The sequence below is a fragment of the Rubripirellula reticaptiva genome (assembly GCF_007860175.1).
GTDB classification, from domain to species: domain Bacteria; phylum Planctomycetota; class Planctomycetia; order Pirellulales; family Pirellulaceae; genus Rubripirellula; species Rubripirellula reticaptiva.
Genome location: NZ_SJPX01000002.1, coordinates 883,586 through 898,589, shown reverse-complemented (window position 1 = coordinate 898,589; position 15,004 = coordinate 883,586). Strand labels below are relative to the sequence as shown.

General features: G+C 51.6%; 9 protein-coding genes. All 9 read left to right on the top strand.

The features are described from left to right. Positions 1 to 3: 3 nt before the first annotated feature. The 9 genes from Poly59_RS09570 (at position 4) to Poly59_RS09525 (ending at position 14,999) form a co-directional block, all read left to right on the top strand. The gene (locus tag Poly59_RS09570) at positions 4 to 5,007 is read left to right on the top strand and encodes a tetratricopeptide repeat protein (protein ID WP_146533839.1); all 5,004 of its coding nucleotides are present in this window, start codon (positions 4 to 6) and stop codon (positions 5,005 to 5,007) included. A gap of 11 nt (positions 5,008 to 5,018) precedes the next feature. Next, positions 5,019 to 5,741: an exosortase-associated EpsI family protein gene (locus Poly59_RS09565; protein WP_246151519.1), complete on the top strand. Its 723-nt coding sequence runs from the start codon at positions 5,019 to 5,021 to the stop codon at positions 5,739 to 5,741. Between the two features lie 400 nt (positions 5,742 to 6,141). Next, on the top strand, positions 6,142 to 6,957 hold the full coding sequence (locus Poly59_RS09560; RefSeq protein ID WP_246151518.1) for a sugar transferase: 816 nt from the start codon (positions 6,142 to 6,144) through the stop codon (positions 6,955 to 6,957). A gap of 25 nt (positions 6,958 to 6,982) precedes the next feature. Then, a complete protein-coding gene (locus tag Poly59_RS09555; protein ID WP_146533838.1) occupies positions 6,983 to 7,879 on the top strand; it encodes an XrtA system polysaccharide deacetylase in 897 nt (298 codons plus the stop codon). A gap of 252 nt (positions 7,880 to 8,131) precedes the next feature. Continuing rightward, positions 8,132 to 9,793, top strand: coding sequence for a lipopolysaccharide biosynthesis protein (locus Poly59_RS09550; protein WP_146533837.1), 1,662 nt, complete (start codon positions 8,132 to 8,134; stop codon positions 9,791 to 9,793). A 573-nt stretch (positions 9,794 to 10,366) separates the two neighbouring features. Then, positions 10,367 to 11,272, top strand: coding sequence for an AAC(3) family N-acetyltransferase (locus tag Poly59_RS09540; RefSeq protein ID WP_146533835.1), 906 nt, complete (start codon positions 10,367 to 10,369; stop codon positions 11,270 to 11,272). Between the two features lie 146 nt (positions 11,273 to 11,418). After that, the gene (locus Poly59_RS09535) at positions 11,419 to 12,171 is read left to right on the top strand and encodes a class I SAM-dependent methyltransferase (protein WP_146533834.1); all 753 of its coding nucleotides are present in this window, start codon (positions 11,419 to 11,421) and stop codon (positions 12,169 to 12,171) included. Between the two features lie 21 nt (positions 12,172 to 12,192). Then, a complete protein-coding gene (locus tag Poly59_RS09530) occupies positions 12,193 to 13,587 on the top strand; it encodes an O-antigen ligase family protein (protein ID WP_146533833.1) in 1,395 nt (464 codons plus the stop codon). Next, a complete protein-coding gene (locus Poly59_RS09525) occupies positions 13,584 to 14,999 on the top strand; it encodes a glycosyltransferase (RefSeq protein WP_146533832.1) in 1,416 nt (471 codons plus the stop codon). The genes Poly59_RS09530 and Poly59_RS09525 overlap by 4 nt, the downstream gene beginning before the upstream one ends. Positions 15,000 to 15,004 lie beyond the last annotated feature (5 nt).

Sequence of the window (15,004 nt, the reverse complement as noted above, 5' to 3'; positions counted from 1 at the left end):
GTTATGAGTACCACTCGCGCAGAAACGCCACGCAGCGACTCTAGGCGATCCACCAATAAAGGACACGTCATTAAGTCCCGTAGCGAATTAGACGAGCAATACAACGCCGCACGTGAAGCGAAGCTAGAGCAGCGTCGTTTCACTTGGCGAGTCAATTCTCGTTTGTTGATTGCGTCGCTGGCGGTGGTAGCCGTGGGGGCCGTTCTCGCGGCGATATCATATTTCTACTTTTCGGCTTCGACAGCAAATACGTTCTTGCAGCTTGCAGAAACCGCAGAAAGTGAAAAAGACTTCTCGGCCCAAGCGAAATGGCTGCAGCGATATTCGCTGGTCAATCCGGAAGATCATGATGCCATTTACAAAATGGCTTTAGCGGCTGATCGGGATGCGGCGCTGGCAATTAGCGATCAGCTTGATTTGCAGGAATTGGGCGGCCGGATCGATGCGTCGCGCCGATCGCTTAGCTTGGCGATCGGCCCAGTCGGTGCAAAAGATCGCGATAAAGTTGCTGATCTTCGGCGTCGTTTGATTCGCCGCTTGCTTCAACTTGGTGGCCGTTGGAACCGAGAGGCTGAGCAGCAAATAGTGCTCTTGGACGCGGCTCAGAATGATCCGCAAGCACTCGTGTCGATTTGCATCGCTTTGGTTGGCCAGTTGCAGGACGGTTCGTACCAGACACGATACCCAAATCGGCAAGATGCGGTTACCGAAGATGCAAGTTACTGGGAGTGGCTGGCGAATCAAAAAGTCGGCTACGTGCTTGCGACTGCCTTTAAGCAACAACCTGACAATATCGAGTTGGCGTCACATATGCTGACAGCACCGGCTCTGTACTCCGAACAATTTTCGTTCGATGACCAACAAGAAGGTTTAACGGCAAGTGAGCTTGCCGAGCTCAAAGAATTGGCGTTAAAAACGCTTGGTAATTCGCCCGCGAGTCGCGCCAAGTTGATTCTTGGACGACATCTCGCCGAAAGCGGTGACCTGGCGCAAGCGACTGAGGTGCTCGCAGAAGCGGCTGAGGCTGCGACCGCGCGGCTCCAGCAAGTCGCTACGCCGCCTCCTGCTACCGCTTCGCAAGACGTTGCAGCCGAGTCGGCGTCAAGCTTGGTGTTTGATGACTCGTCTGAGGCATTCACGACCTCCAGCCTTGCCCCGGCGGTGTTCTGGGATTATCTGGTGGTCTACGAGTCGGCTTCCATCTTGTCGGAGTCGAACCCGCAGCGATCTTTGGCGACACTCCAGACGCTGCTGGCAATTGATTTGCCACGAACACCACCGGAGATCGTTGAGAAAGCGTATCTGCTTTCGGGGTCACTTCAGGCGTCCAGTGGCGATGTGGCCTCGGCCGTTCGGACGCTCAGTGAGGGCGTCGAGCAATCCGGTGGAAACAGCGTTCCGTTGCTGTCCGAGTTGGCGCACGTGCAACGTAATAGTGAGCGCTACGCAGAATTGGTCAGTACAACGGAACAGTTGGCAGACGCAATCGAAAAATCCAAGCGAAACCTTGCCGGTGAACTTGCCAGCGGGATGGATCAGGCGGAACGAGTTGCTGCGGGACGCTACTTGGATTCGGCGGGCTGGATGTTGGATGTCATGCGTGGGACCATTGCAAAGTCGCAAGGCGACTCGCTGACTGCGATGCGCATTTTCGATGAAGCGATGCGATCAAGTGTCGATGTCGATTCAAGCATTCGAGTCGCCGTCGCAGACGATCTAGCCAGCTTGCAGCGCGAGCAAGGGATGTGGGACCAAGCGGCCTATACGCTTGATCGTGCGAGTCTGTTGGCGCCGACCGATGGTCGATTGCACCTCAAGGCAGCGCAGGCTTGGTCGCGAACTGGCAATACTGAACAAGCAATGCGGCACTGGCGATCCAGCAACATTGGTGAGATGCCAGAAATCCAAATCGCTCAGGTACAATCGCGTCTGCAGCAGGAGTTTCAACTCTTGCCAAGTCAACGGGACTTCGGTTCGATTCGAAGCGGGGTTGCTCAGTTGCGAAAGGCGCTCAGGTTAGCGCGTGAGACTTCAGCCTCGAACGTGTCGCAGAAGGCCGGCGAGAACCAGGCAGGAAATGGCGAGGATTCTTCTGACGCGGAGTTGGCTGAGTCATTGGTATTGCTGAAGGCAATCGAGTTGACGGTGCCGCTAGAAAAACAGTCGATCGGCGAAGCGGCCGCGCAGGACGCGATCGCCCAGTCGCTTGATCAGTTGGCCAGCGAGAACGTCAAAAACGCGAGGTTGCAGGCGTTTGTTGCTGAACAGCTTAGTCAGTTGGGTGAATCGGAACTTGCGATGAAGGCCATTGGCCGAATGGAAACACTGCCCGATGCCGATCCGACGGATTGTGTAATCGTTAAGTCCAAAGTTGTTTCAGTCACTGATCCAATCGCAGCGGCTAATCTGCTGATCGAGCAGGCTTCGGCCGATGCAGGTCGCTCGGCTGACTTGCTGGAATTGGCTGCCGCCTACGCGAACCGTGGTGCTGATGCTGAACTGGTTTATCAAGCATTGACCCAAATCGATCCGGCAAATCGAACGCTGGCGACGTTGTATGACATTGCCATTGTCGCCAAGCGACTGCCAAGCGGTTCGAAGCAGCTTTCAGTAGATGGAAAGGTTGTATCAGCGGAACAGCTATCAGGTATATGGGAAGATCGGCTTCAGCAACGTGAAGGCAAGGAAGGAACTTATTGGCGATTCTTGCGAGCCAGCGACCTGATGGCTCAGCAGAAGCTCGCAAAGGGCCCCGTCGATTCGAAGGACCCGCGGGTCGTGGAAATCAAGTCGCTACTCAAGCAAGTTTTAGCTCTACGGCCGCGTTGGGGCGAAGCAATTTCTCTAAATGGTCAAGTCCTTGCGCTCGAAGGTAAAAACGACGAGGCGATCATTCAGCTTCGTCGTGGGATTGCCGCTGGGGACAACCAAATTTCAGCGAGAAGGCTTCTTTGGAAGCTGCTGATCCTTGTTGATCGAGGAGATGAAGCGGAAGAGGAAATTCGTAATTCGTCGCTTGCTCATCAATCGGATCTTGATCTTAATTCTGCGATGCGAATTGACTTGGCAGAAAGCCGCGGCGACTACACCAAGAGTATGGAATTGGCCCAGGATTTCGCTGAACAAAATCCGGATGACTTCCTGTCTCATATGATTCTTGCGGTCACAGGAACTACCGCACTGAAGAACATTGGTGACGGCGACGAACGTCAGGGCATTCTGAAGCAAACGGTGGCGGCGATCAAACGGGCCGAAGTATTGTCGGTGACTGACTCACCACTGGTGCTAGCGATGAAGCTTGACCTCGCGGTTGTGCTTGATGAGCGTCAGCAGATTGACCAAGCGATTGCTAGAGTGATGGACAGCAAGATGGACGAATTGCCAAAGTCGCGTCTGCTGGCCCGGGCGTATTTTGCGAAGAAAGATTTCGATAAGACGCTCGAGCACCTGACGACCGCCGATCGACTTGATCCGTCTTCTCGATCGCAATTGGACCTAGCCGAGTTTTACGAGGCGACGGACCGTGTCGAAAGTCAAATTCAGGCAATGTATCTTGCCTTGCTGCGAGATCCATCCGATTCGCAACTGCGGAATCGTTTGGCCCAGAAAATGGTCACATCGGCAACCGGCGATAAAGTACCCGACTGGGATTTGATCAGTGAATTGTTGTCAGGTCAAAATGCCGCCGATTCCAGCAACCAATGGATGTATGCCGTTCTGCTTGGCAGCGAGGCTCTCCGTGAAATTGAAAACGACGGGGTGTCTGCGTCCAATCGAGAACGGCTAGAGCAATCACAAAAGCTGCTTCGGGGGCTGATCACCGACGAAACAAGAAGCAGTGATGATGCGACTCGCTTCTTGGCAATGTTGCTCGAAAAAACGGCGTCGCTCGAACTCGTCAGCAGTAAAGACTTGGATGCCGAAATCCGCTCGCTGTACGTAAGTCTGTACGATCGAGGCAAACGAAATCCCGTCGACATCTATCGTTACGCTCAATATCTGCTCGCCAAGGGGGATTCCAAGGACCAGTCACGGCTGAAGAATCTTGCCGACGAAATGAAGGTCGCTTCGCCGGCCACGATTCAGTGCCTCGAAGTCTGTTTGCAGCTTGCCGATCGACTTGGCAAGTCAAAGGATTTTCCAATCGTGGTCACTCAGTGGGCAGAAAATGCGATCAGGGCAACCGCTGCCGATGATCCGGATAAGGTTAAAGCAACCGCGATCTACTCCACCGCTGGAAGAACGATGGTCAAGCTTGACTTGGTTGATCAGTCGATTCGCTGGTTCGAAAAAGCTTATCAGACGAGTTCAGAAGAGCTTGCTCCTTACATCTTCGCTTTGACGCGAGCGGATCAGCCCAAGCGTGCCATTGACGTGTGTCTTGAGCACTTTAGGTCAAACTCGGATCCCGTTTCGGCAACTTTGTTTCTTGAAACTTTGTTGGGGATGAAGGATCTACAGGCTCAAGTCGAGATCTCGAAAACGAATGCGAAGGTCGTCGATCGAGCTGTCGAGTTGTTTCAAGGCGACGCCGGGCTGCTCGAAAGTGTCGGAACGCTCCGGATGACGGAAGGTGATTTTGAAGGAGCAGTGCTAGCATTTCAAAGTGCTCTCAAGAAAGATCCACTTCGAATTCGAACTCTCAATAACCTCGCGATGGCGTTTTCCGAAATCAACGGACGCGAGTCCGAAGGCCTCGCACCCATCGAGGCAGCGATCGAGCTTTCAAACCAGGATTCAGAGTTGCTCGACACCAAAGGGGTTGTCCAGTTGGCGTCGGGGCGTATAGCTGAAGCTGAGATTACGTTCGAGAAAGCGTTTGCTCAATCGCACGAACCCCGCCATCTCTTCCATGTGATCATCGCCCAGCTTGTTCAGGGCAAAGAATCGCAAGCGAAAGCGAATTGGGGAAAACTCGACTTAAGCAACGTTGATCTGTCGGGGTTGACGCCCAATGAGCGGGCCAAGTTGGGTCAGATCAAATCAAAATTTAGCTCCCGGCTATAAGGAGACGATCAGTGGCAGCATTATCACTTCGAGATCACGTGGATGGCTCCGTCGATAGCAACGGTGGTTCAAGTTTTCAATCATCCCCCCAGGCTGGCAAGCAACTGACAGTCGCGAGAAAACAAGGCGCGTTTTGGACACTAATCGCCCTTGTGGCTTTGTCCTGTGTTGTCCATGGATATCTGGATGGACGCTGGACAGTGAATGCAAACCTCAATGACCAGGGCAAACTACTGAGCGAAATTCCAGAGCAGATTGGTGACTGGAAACTGACTGGCACGAAACAGCTTGACCCGAAAGCAGAGCAGTTACTCCGCTGCTTTGGATCCGTTGTCCGTGAGTACACGAAAGAAGGAACGAGTGAAGTCGTTAACGTTGCGATCATGTTTGGCCCACGAGGCCCCATTGCAGTCCACACGCCCGAAGTCTGTTACAGCTCTGTAGGTACCGAAATCGCACGTGATCGCAAAGTTGAATCGTTGGATGTCGAAGGGCAAGACAATTCACTTTGGTCGGTTCAGTTCGCTGATGCTGTTGACGCTTTGCCCTCGCTTGATGTCTGGTATGCGTGGAGCGACGGTGGTCCATGGGAAGCTCGGGAGCAACCGCGATTCTGGTTGACGGAAACTCTCTACAAAATTCAAGTGGCAGGTCCGGTTGGTGAGATAGGTCAAAGGCCTGTCGAGGACTTTTTAACTGCCTTTTTGCCGGTCGCCGGAAAGGCTGTTCGATGAGTCTTGTTGTTAGTCAAGTTACAAAAACCAAATGTGTTCGAGATCGTTCAGATTAGCTAATCGCGGGCATTGAAGATGCTTGCTAAATGGAAGGCCATGCCCTGGCCAGTCACACGGAGAGTGAATCTTGTCCAGAAAAAATCATACTCAAGTACAAGCTGATCTGTCGTTCGCAGGTTTTGAACCGGAAGCGCAGCCCAGCAATTCTCCATCCTCGTCAAGTGCGTCAATCGCCATCAAGCCAAGTGTTTGGCAAACCAACCGATGGAGCGAGCCCCTGTGGCCAAACTGGATGTCCCGCAATGGAAATCAATCAAGTTCGATAGCGTTGGATCGCCCTAAGCCCCAGCAGTCTCCGCCAGGGGATGGGACGCGAGACTTCGTTGAGCAAGAAATCGCAATGAATGCAAAAACACCTTCTGTACGGCCGCGTGCTACGTTTTTTCGGCGCAAATATGTGTTGGACCGATGTCTTGGGGGACTGTTGCTGTTTGCAACAACGCCGCTAACGCTGACGCTCTACGTGCTCGTTCGACTGACATCGAAAGGGCCCGGTTTCTACCGGCAGCGTCGCGTCGGGCTTAATGGACGTGTGTTTGAAATCGTCAAATTACGGTCCATGGTTGTTGACGCCGAGATTCCTGGGCGACCGGTTTGGGCCACAAAGAAGGATGCTCGTGTTACGCCGCTTGGCCGAGTCCTTCGTGAATTGCACCTCGATGAATTGCCCCAGCTTTGGAATGTCTTCCGAGGCGAGATGTCTCTGGTGGGCCCTCGCCCAGAACGCCCTGAAATTTGTGAAAAACTTGCGACGGAAATTGACGACTATTACCAGCGCAATCTAATCAAGCCCGGTGTCACCGGGCTGGCGCAGATCAACTTGCCCCCCGATCAGTCGCTTGAAGATGTGCAGCGAAAGCAGGTCCTTGATTTGCATTACATCAATCACGCTGACTATTGGCTCGATACACGAATGGTTTTCGCGACCGCGCTGCGGTTGGTGGGTGTAAAAGGCGAGATCGTGATGTGGATGATGAAACTTCGGTGCCGTCATCTGCTGGGGGCCTTGAACGCCCCCGTCGAGTCTGATGCTTCTGCTGTGTCAGTTGTCGAAAGGCCCCTCGATGTCCGCTCGGTCTACGACGATGAAGCTGGGCTCGATGTGGTGATGGCGGCTGGTTTCATCGAAGCCAGCGGCCCGGTCAAACAAAATTAATTAGCTAACCGGTCCTGTGCCGAACATGGAAGCCCATTTGAACAACTCGAATCGTCATTCAACCATTCGCCATGCATTGACGGTCGATGTTGAAGACTATTTCCAGGTCTCGGGCTTCGAGAGTCGAGTGCAGCGAAGTAACTGGGACAAATTTGAAAGCCGCGTTGAGTCGAATACTGATCGATTGCTTTCGCTGTTCGATTCGCTTGAGGTGCGCGGTACGTTTTTTATTCTTGGGTGGGTGGCTGAGCGCTATCCGGCACTTGTCAAACGGATTGCTGAAGCCGGCCACGAGGTTGCTTCGCATGGATACTGGCACCGACTTGTCTATGACTTGAAGCCCGAAGAGTTTGCGCAGGACATCGCGAATTCCAAGGACGCAATTTACAACGCTTGCGGAATCGAAACGACTGCTTATCGCGCGCCAAGCTTTTCTATCGTGCGACGGTCGTTGTGGGCGTTAGACATTTTGGTAGAACAGGGATTCACGACGGACAGCAGTATCTTTCCGATTTCCGGTCATGATCGCTATGGAATTCCAGGTGCCCAAAAAGAAGTCCACACGCTTGAAACAAGTCGGGGAACGATCCAAGAGTTTCCTCCATCGTCTGCCGCTGTCGCCGGATTGACCGTGCCGATCGGGGGAGGATATTTCAGGTTGTTTCCACAGGCATTGACGTTTGCTGCGATTGAGAAAATCGAAAGGCAAGATCGTCCAGCCATGTTTTACGTTCACCCGTGGGAAATCGATCCCAAACAACCTCGCATTGAGGGTCTCGGCAAGCAAAGTCGATTCCGCCACTATGTGGGGCTAGCCTCGACCGAATCAAAGCTAACAAAGATGCTGACGCGTTACTCATTCGGGACACTCACAGCCTCGATGAGATCAGCCATCAGCATGGTTCCTGCGCCATCAGCGTAAGCAAATTCGATTTAGCATCGGTAGCCATTGCGTTGCCTGCCGAAGCAGTCGAGCAAGGCCCGTGTCGTTGTTGCAAACTCACGAGCAAACACACAACAGCAATTCACCCATCCTAGGGGGCCGCCGATTCAGCGGTCACCCAAGTGGACGAAGTCCGCGCTCAGGGCGACGATCGAGGTTCCTCGTTGACGGGTTCAAGTATCGATAGTCGGCAGGGTGTAGCGGTTCAGATCCAAGTCTTCAGTAGCCTTGGTGAGTCAGTTGTCCTGCTCGTTCTTCATTATAAATAAGAAATATGACAAGCTCGTTCAATATCAGTTTTTCAAAGAGTATCACCAGGACTCAATGAGCGTCGCAATAATCGTCCTGAAGAACGTCGCGTCGAGTTGGGTCGGCTTGGCGTGTCAGATTGTTGTGACGATGTTGCTCACACCATTCGTGATTGCAAAACTGGGTAACGAAGCCTACGGGCTTTGGTTGCTGCTGCAGGGTTTAGTTGGTTACTACGGCATGGTCGACATGGGACTGCGTGCAGGCCTAACTCAGTCGATTACGCGTCGCATCGCAGCGGATGATATTCCTTCAGTGAGGCGACACATTGCCGCCGCCATACCGCTGTTTCTTGGACTCGGAGTTGCCGTTGTCGCTATCGCAGGTCTACTCGCGATAGCGTTGCCCCGTTTTGTTGAGATCAGCGACAACATAGTAAGCGTGGTTCTGCCTGTCGTACTGATCCAGGCTTTGGGAGTCGCGATCAAGTTGCCCGTAACTCCTTATGGTGCAGTTCTGGTTGGACTGCAGCGTTACGATATTGCAAACGCAATCTCAATTGTGACCAGGGTTGTCTTTGCGGTGATGACGTGGCAGGCGTTAAAGACCGGTGGCGGTTTGGTAATGCTGTCACTGATCTTAACGCTAACGGACTTTCTCGACGGTTTTATTCGAGTCGTCGTTGCTCGGCGACTCTTGCCCGAAATAAGGCGTTGTGGGCTCACGTTTGATCGCAGTGAGTTGAATGAAATCATGCACGTCGGTGTTTGGAATTTTCTAGTTGGTATTAGTCGGCAGTTTATCTATTTTTCGGATGTCATCGTCGTTGCCATTCTGTTTAGTGCCAGAGCAGTCGCACCCTATGGGTTGGCCGCATCATTGGTTGAGTATGGAACGAAAATTGTAGTCGCAGCTACGAAAGTTTTGTTTCCTACCATGACGCACATGCTTAAGCGAGGCGACAAGAGTGCACTTGTCGATCTGTACGTTACATCGACACGTATCGTACTTGGCTTGTCACTGTCGCTTTTAGTGGTTGGGTCAACTTGGATTCGACCTTTCCTGACCTTGTGGCTTGGAGACTCTGAGCAATCGAAAGAACTTGTTTCGCAGGCTCCGCTTCTTTACGCCGTTCTCAGTATCGCATTTATCTTTGTGGGCTTGCAAAGAGTCGGTACTCAATTGATGCTCGCGGACAATAAGTTGAAGTCGTTGTCCCTGTTTCTCTTGGCGGAAGCAGTATTCAACCTACTCGCGAGTATGATTGCGGGGAAAATACTCGGACCTGTCGGAATCGCAGTGGGGACGTTGGTGGCGGCTTCGCTTATTGGTTTCGTGCTTCATTTGCCTGCTCATGCCGTGATTTTGGAACAGCGGAGTCTGTCGCTCCTCGGCAAAATAGCTTTTCGTCCGTTAGCTTTCGCTGCGTTGCTTGCCTGTACGATGATAGCTATGTCTCGTGGTTTGGGACCTGTATCGAGCTGGTTCGATCTCGCATTTGCCGGGACGGTTTCTGTGTTTGCGTCAGTTTTCTTGTTTCCGATAATGCTCTCGTCTGCCCAGATTTCTGGTTTGCGTACGCTGATTAAAATAAAGATTTCGGCTCTGCTCAAGCGATTCCCACGTCCGACTCAATCTTTTTGACACATTGATTTCGTAAACTCAGTTGATGTTGACGTTGAGGAAAGTAAGACGCGAGTGGAAGCAGTGGAAGCACGCTCTACTGCAATCGGTCCCAGGTCGAATCGGCGAGAAGGCTAGGTACCACTTCTATGGGTTTCGGTCCGACGCAAGCTCGCGAGTACTTGCAAATGTTACAATTTATCACCCTGAAAACCTTGTGGTTGGCAAAAACTCAGCAGTTTCAACCTGTTGCCAACTCAATGCTAAAGCCGGGATAACGATTGGCAATGATGTGCTGATAGGCCCTGGTTCATTTGTCTGGACACAAAATCATAAGTTTTCGAATCTGCTGTTGCCAATCCGCAGCCAGGGTTATGAATCCGCGTCCGTCGAAATTTGCGACGGAGTATGGCTTGGCGCTCGATGCATCGTCCTGCCAGGTGTTCGTTTATCAACTGGCACTGTTGTCGCCGCTGGAGCCGTTGTGACGAAATCGTTCGAGCCATTCGCAATTTTGGCAGGGGTTCCCGCCAAGCAGATTGGTACCCGAAGTGATCAAGTATCACCTTCAGACGCGCAAGAGGACGCGGAGCAATGACTATTGCAGCGTCGCTTAGCTTTAGACATCGTTTGAAGAAAACGCTGAAGTCAGCACATCGGTATCTTGCGCAACCACATTTAACACACCAAAAGATGTATGACCATTTCGAGGATCTTGGTCTTCGCCGTGGTGGCATGGTCTTGGTGCATTCATCGTTGTCGTCACTCGGCTATTGTGCTGGTGGATCGGCGATGGTCATTGATTCGTTACTTTCGTACATCGGGGAATCGGGCACCTTGGTCATGCCGACCCACACATGGAGCGCGGTGAACAACGGGAAGCGTTCTTTTTCATTGCCCAATGATGCAACGCACGTCGGCAGTATTCCCGAGACTTTTCGTAAAATGCCAAACGTTAGTCGAAGCAATCATCCATCGCACTCTGTCGCGTCTTCCGGGCCGCTGTCAAATAAATTAATTGAGGATCATGTCAGGGCCGAAAGTCCTTGTGGCGAGGGGACTCCTTATGCTCGACTGATGGAAGGCGACGGACAGATTCTATTGCTCGGCGTTGAACTCAGACGCAACACCTGTTTCCATAGCGTCGAAGCAATGGCGAAAGTTCCCTACCTGCTGAGGCCGGACAAAGATCGGTTTAAAATTGAGCTGGCCAGTGATGACACCCGATACTTTGACGTACGTTGTCATCAGCCTGCGTTGCCGAGCCGGTTTCACGAATTTCAGGAGCCGCTAAAAATTGCAGGTTGTCTTCGAACGGCGAGAATTGGAAATGGCGAATCGATTGTTATCGACGCTAAACAGTTTCTTAATTTCATGATGCCACTTCTCAGTGAAGATTCTGATTTGCTATTGGTTCGCTCTGAGACTCCCTTTGACGTTCTCATGGAGTACGCCAGAAACTTCAAGAGCACACTAAATGAAAATTTAATGCCACAATGAAGGAACAGCGTCAGCTGAGACTTGCTGTGCAACATTCCACGTTATGCTGAAATGCGATTTCCCTCCCGATAATAGCACTTTCTTACGCTTGTTGTAAACGTTTCGTTTGTCAGCAATCTTCCTGGAAAAGGACCAATAGCCAATTCATGAGTCCTCATCAAAACAAGATTCACAGTATGTTGAAGCAAGAGTACGAGGCAGATGACGGTCATGAAAATCCGAAGCGGTATCGAAGATATCTCAGACAGTTGTTTGGCGATGTAGATTTGAAGGGCTTGCGGATTCTAGAAATTGGCAGTGGAAAGGGGTTGATCAGCTTGCATTGCGGGCTTGCAGGTGCCAAGCACGTGATAAGTGTTGAACCAGAGATGGAGGGTTCAACTTCGGGCGTTATTGCGATTCAAAAAGAACGAATCAAGTCTCTTTCGCTCGAAAATGTTGAACTCCGCCAGCAGGACTTCAACTCGCTCGACGTAGCAGGAGGTTCAATTGATTTAATCGTGATGATTGCTGTGCTGAACCACCTTCATGAAACGCCTCACAATGCAAGTCGCAACGCGGATGCATTTGACAAGTATGTAGCCATCGCGAAAAAGCTACACTCGTTGCTCGACGAGGGAGGATCCGTTGTCGCCACGGATGCTTGCCGCTACTGCCTTTGGACTCAATTGCGCCGAGTCGGTTGGCCGCGAAAGTGGTGCTTGACCCAACGCACAATTGACTGGAAGATCCACCAGCAACCAGCCGTTTGGGAGAAGATATTTCTTGCCGCGGGGTTCTCTCGGTTTGAAGTCAAATACCCGGTTCCCAATCGTTTGCGATATTTGGAGCCTCTTGTAAACAATTCGATAGGAAACTTCGCCGTGATGGGTGAGTTCATTTTCTATGCCTACAAGTAACACCTTTAGCACACAATCGAGATGAGCCTTACTGGACTTCTTTGGATCTGCTTGTTCGTAGGCTTGTCAATCGCCTCGTTGAAAAGGCCCGTCTTTGCGGCAATTGGTCATTTAATGGTCTTTTACGCCAGTCCTGTTTTCTGGTGGTTCGGCGGTGGATTGCTTACTTCGTTGACCATGCGATGGAGCCTGGTAGCCGTTTTTGTATTGGCTATCGCAAACTTGCTAAGTTTTAAGAATCGGCCGCGTCGTGATATCCCGGGTCGTATATTCATGCAATTGCTGTTGCTGATGTCTCTGAATGCCTTTTTTGTTCATCATTTATTCGCTGACTATCCGCCGGAAAGTGAAAAGGTTTTTGACATCCTTTGGAAGGGCTGCTTAGCAACCGCACTGTTTTACATTTCCGTTCGAAGCTTAAAAGACCTTGAGCTCGTAATGCTTGCAATGGTGGTTGGTTGTGGCTTTGTCGGATTTCAGATTGTACTAAGCGGTCAGGGTTTCAGTGATGGCGGTAGGCTCGAAGGAATTCGGTTCGCTGGTGCGCAGGGTTCAAACGGAACGGCCGCGGTACTGTCGGTTGGGTTAGTCGTGGCGGCTTATTTCGTTTTGACGATGAAAAACAAATGGTTTGGATTAGTTTCATTTGCGTCTGCGCCACTGGTACTAGAGTCGATTCTGCGTTGTAACAGCCGCGGTTGTTATCTTGGGTTGATCACGTCTGCCATTGCAATTGTTGTATTTGCTCGTGGGCCGGCTCGGAAACGCGCTATCGGACTTTGTGTTCTTGGAGTGGTCGCAATACTCCTGATGGCAGGCGACGCATCTATTTGGAATCGATTTGAATCCATATTTGTCAGCGCGGATGAGCGGGACAATTCAGCGTCTGAACGATTGGATTATTGGCAGGCTGCGATCAAGATGATCGCGGATTTTCCACTTGGATCAGGAGGCGAAGCTGCATTTACTAGCCCAAGGGGGGTCCGTTATATCGCTCACTTTCGAGATGAATTCCGTTCGGTGCACAACGGTCCGTTGGATGTAGCCGCCGGTTGGGGAGTTCAGGGTCTTTTTCTGATGACATTGGTTTTGTGTACCGCATGTTTGTCAGCTTGGCGGACGCTGCGACAATGCATGCGTGATCAGAATGTAAATGATGGGTTGATTGGAACTGTTTTAATTTCGGCAATCATTGGTCAATTAGTATGCTCACTATTTACTAGCATTTTGGATGGTGAGTGGTTCCTTTGGTTGGCAGCATGTTGTTTTGCCTACACTAGGTTGATGCGTTCGAGTGAGGAACTGGAAACAGACGATAGCGAGTTCGACGATGAGCCGGCCGATGATCTCGGTGAGGACTTAGACGAGAGCGGTTTGTCTGAGTTTGATTTAGATGGTTCGGGGTTCGTGCATTGAGTGACGACTTCAAGTCAGTTTTAGTGGTTGCCTTTAACTTCCCGCCGGCGGTTTCGGCAGGAATTCATCGGACGCTGCGTTTTACTCGTTTCCTTGGCGAGTTTGGGTGGTTTCCCACTGTATTAACGTCGAAGCCTAGCCAAGACGCGCAAGTAGATCTTAAGTTATTGAATTTGGTGCCGGTCGACGTTGTTGTTCACGATGTTGAATTGATTCGTCCGGAAGACGTGTTTAAAGCTCGGGTAAAAGCGGCGTTAGGTTTTGTCCGGCCACAAAGATCAACGAGTCCTGGCCACGATCAGTTTGGATCGCCGAAAACAGGCAGCGGCAGTTCGCGACTCGATTCGAAGGACGCTCGCCGCCTACGGTCCGCTGCTTCGGGGATCTGGGAAAAGTCGAACGAGCTTCTGTTTGCGATCCCCGATAATCGCATCGCCTGGAAAAAGGACGCCGTTGAGCGGGGGCTGCAGATTGTTCGCGACAATGGCTGTTGTCTCGTTTATGCGACCGCTCCGCCCTTTTCGTCACTGCTTGTTGGTCGCGAGATCGCGCGGAAAGCAAATCTTCCGCTGGTAGTCGATTTCCGCGATCCGTGGACGCGAGTTCCATGGGGACCACGGAACAAGTCTTGGCTTGCCAACCGCTGGGTCGCCCGTCTTGAAAGAATGTGCGTCAACGACGCCTCCAAAGTGGTTCTGAATACCCGTGAACTCGAAGACGACTTTGTCGCTCACTATAAGAATCAGCCTCGTGGAAAGTTCACGTCGATTCCTAACGGATTCGATCCAGAGATTAAGTCCCGGATTGATTCGCATCTCGCAACATGCACGTTAGCGTTGCAAACCGGGCGGCCGATGCGACTACTTCATCCCGGCAGTGTTTACCGCAACCGAGACCCACGACCCATTGTCGACGCGATTGCGAAATTACGTCAAAGCGGCCTGTCCGTGATCCTTGAACAGGTCGGCTTTTGTGATGAAAATTTCGATCTTCAGAGCTACGCCGTTGAAAAGGGTGTGGGCGATCTGATCGAAGTGAAGCCAGCTTTGCCTCACGATCAAATGCTGCGACGCATGGCCGAAGTGGACGGCTTTGTCTTGCTGCAACCTGGAACCGCACTTCAGGTTCCCGGGAAGTTGTTTGAGATGATTCTTTTTCGTAAGCCAATTTTGGCGATTTGTGTGCCAGGCGCCGTTTCCAACATTGTCGAGCAGTATCGACTCGGCACAATCGCAGAAGCGGGAGAAGTTGATCAGATCGCAAATGCAATCAGGAAGATGGCGGTTGCTGATTCATCGCAATCCCTTTGGGACGAAGCGCAAATGCAGTTTCATGGTCAACGGTTGACGGAAGAAATGGCAGCCGTCTTTGATGACGCAATTTATCCCGATAAGCGACGCGTCGTTTCATGACGTCT

Excerpts from the sequence above, each read along its gene's own strand:
- Poly59_RS09570 (WP_146533839.1), top strand. The coding sequence starts at position 4 with ATGAGTACCACTCGCGCAGAAACGCCACGCAGCGACTCTAGGCGATCC.
- Poly59_RS09560 (WP_246151518.1), top strand. The coding sequence starts at position 6,142 with ATGAATGCAAAAACACCTTCTGTACGGCCGCGTGCTACGTTTTTTCGG.
- Poly59_RS09555 (WP_146533838.1), top strand. The coding sequence starts at position 6,983 with ATGGAAGCCCATTTGAACAACTCGAATCGTCATTCAACCATTCGCCAT.
- Poly59_RS09540 (WP_146533835.1), top strand. The coding sequence starts at position 10,367 with ATGACTATTGCAGCGTCGCTTAGCTTTAGACATCGTTTGAAGAAAACG.
- Poly59_RS09535 (WP_146533834.1), top strand. The coding sequence starts at position 11,419 with ATGAGTCCTCATCAAAACAAGATTCACAGTATGTTGAAGCAAGAGTAC.
- Poly59_RS09530 (WP_146533833.1), top strand. The coding sequence starts at position 12,193 with ATGAGCCTTACTGGACTTCTTTGGATCTGCTTGTTCGTAGGCTTGTCA.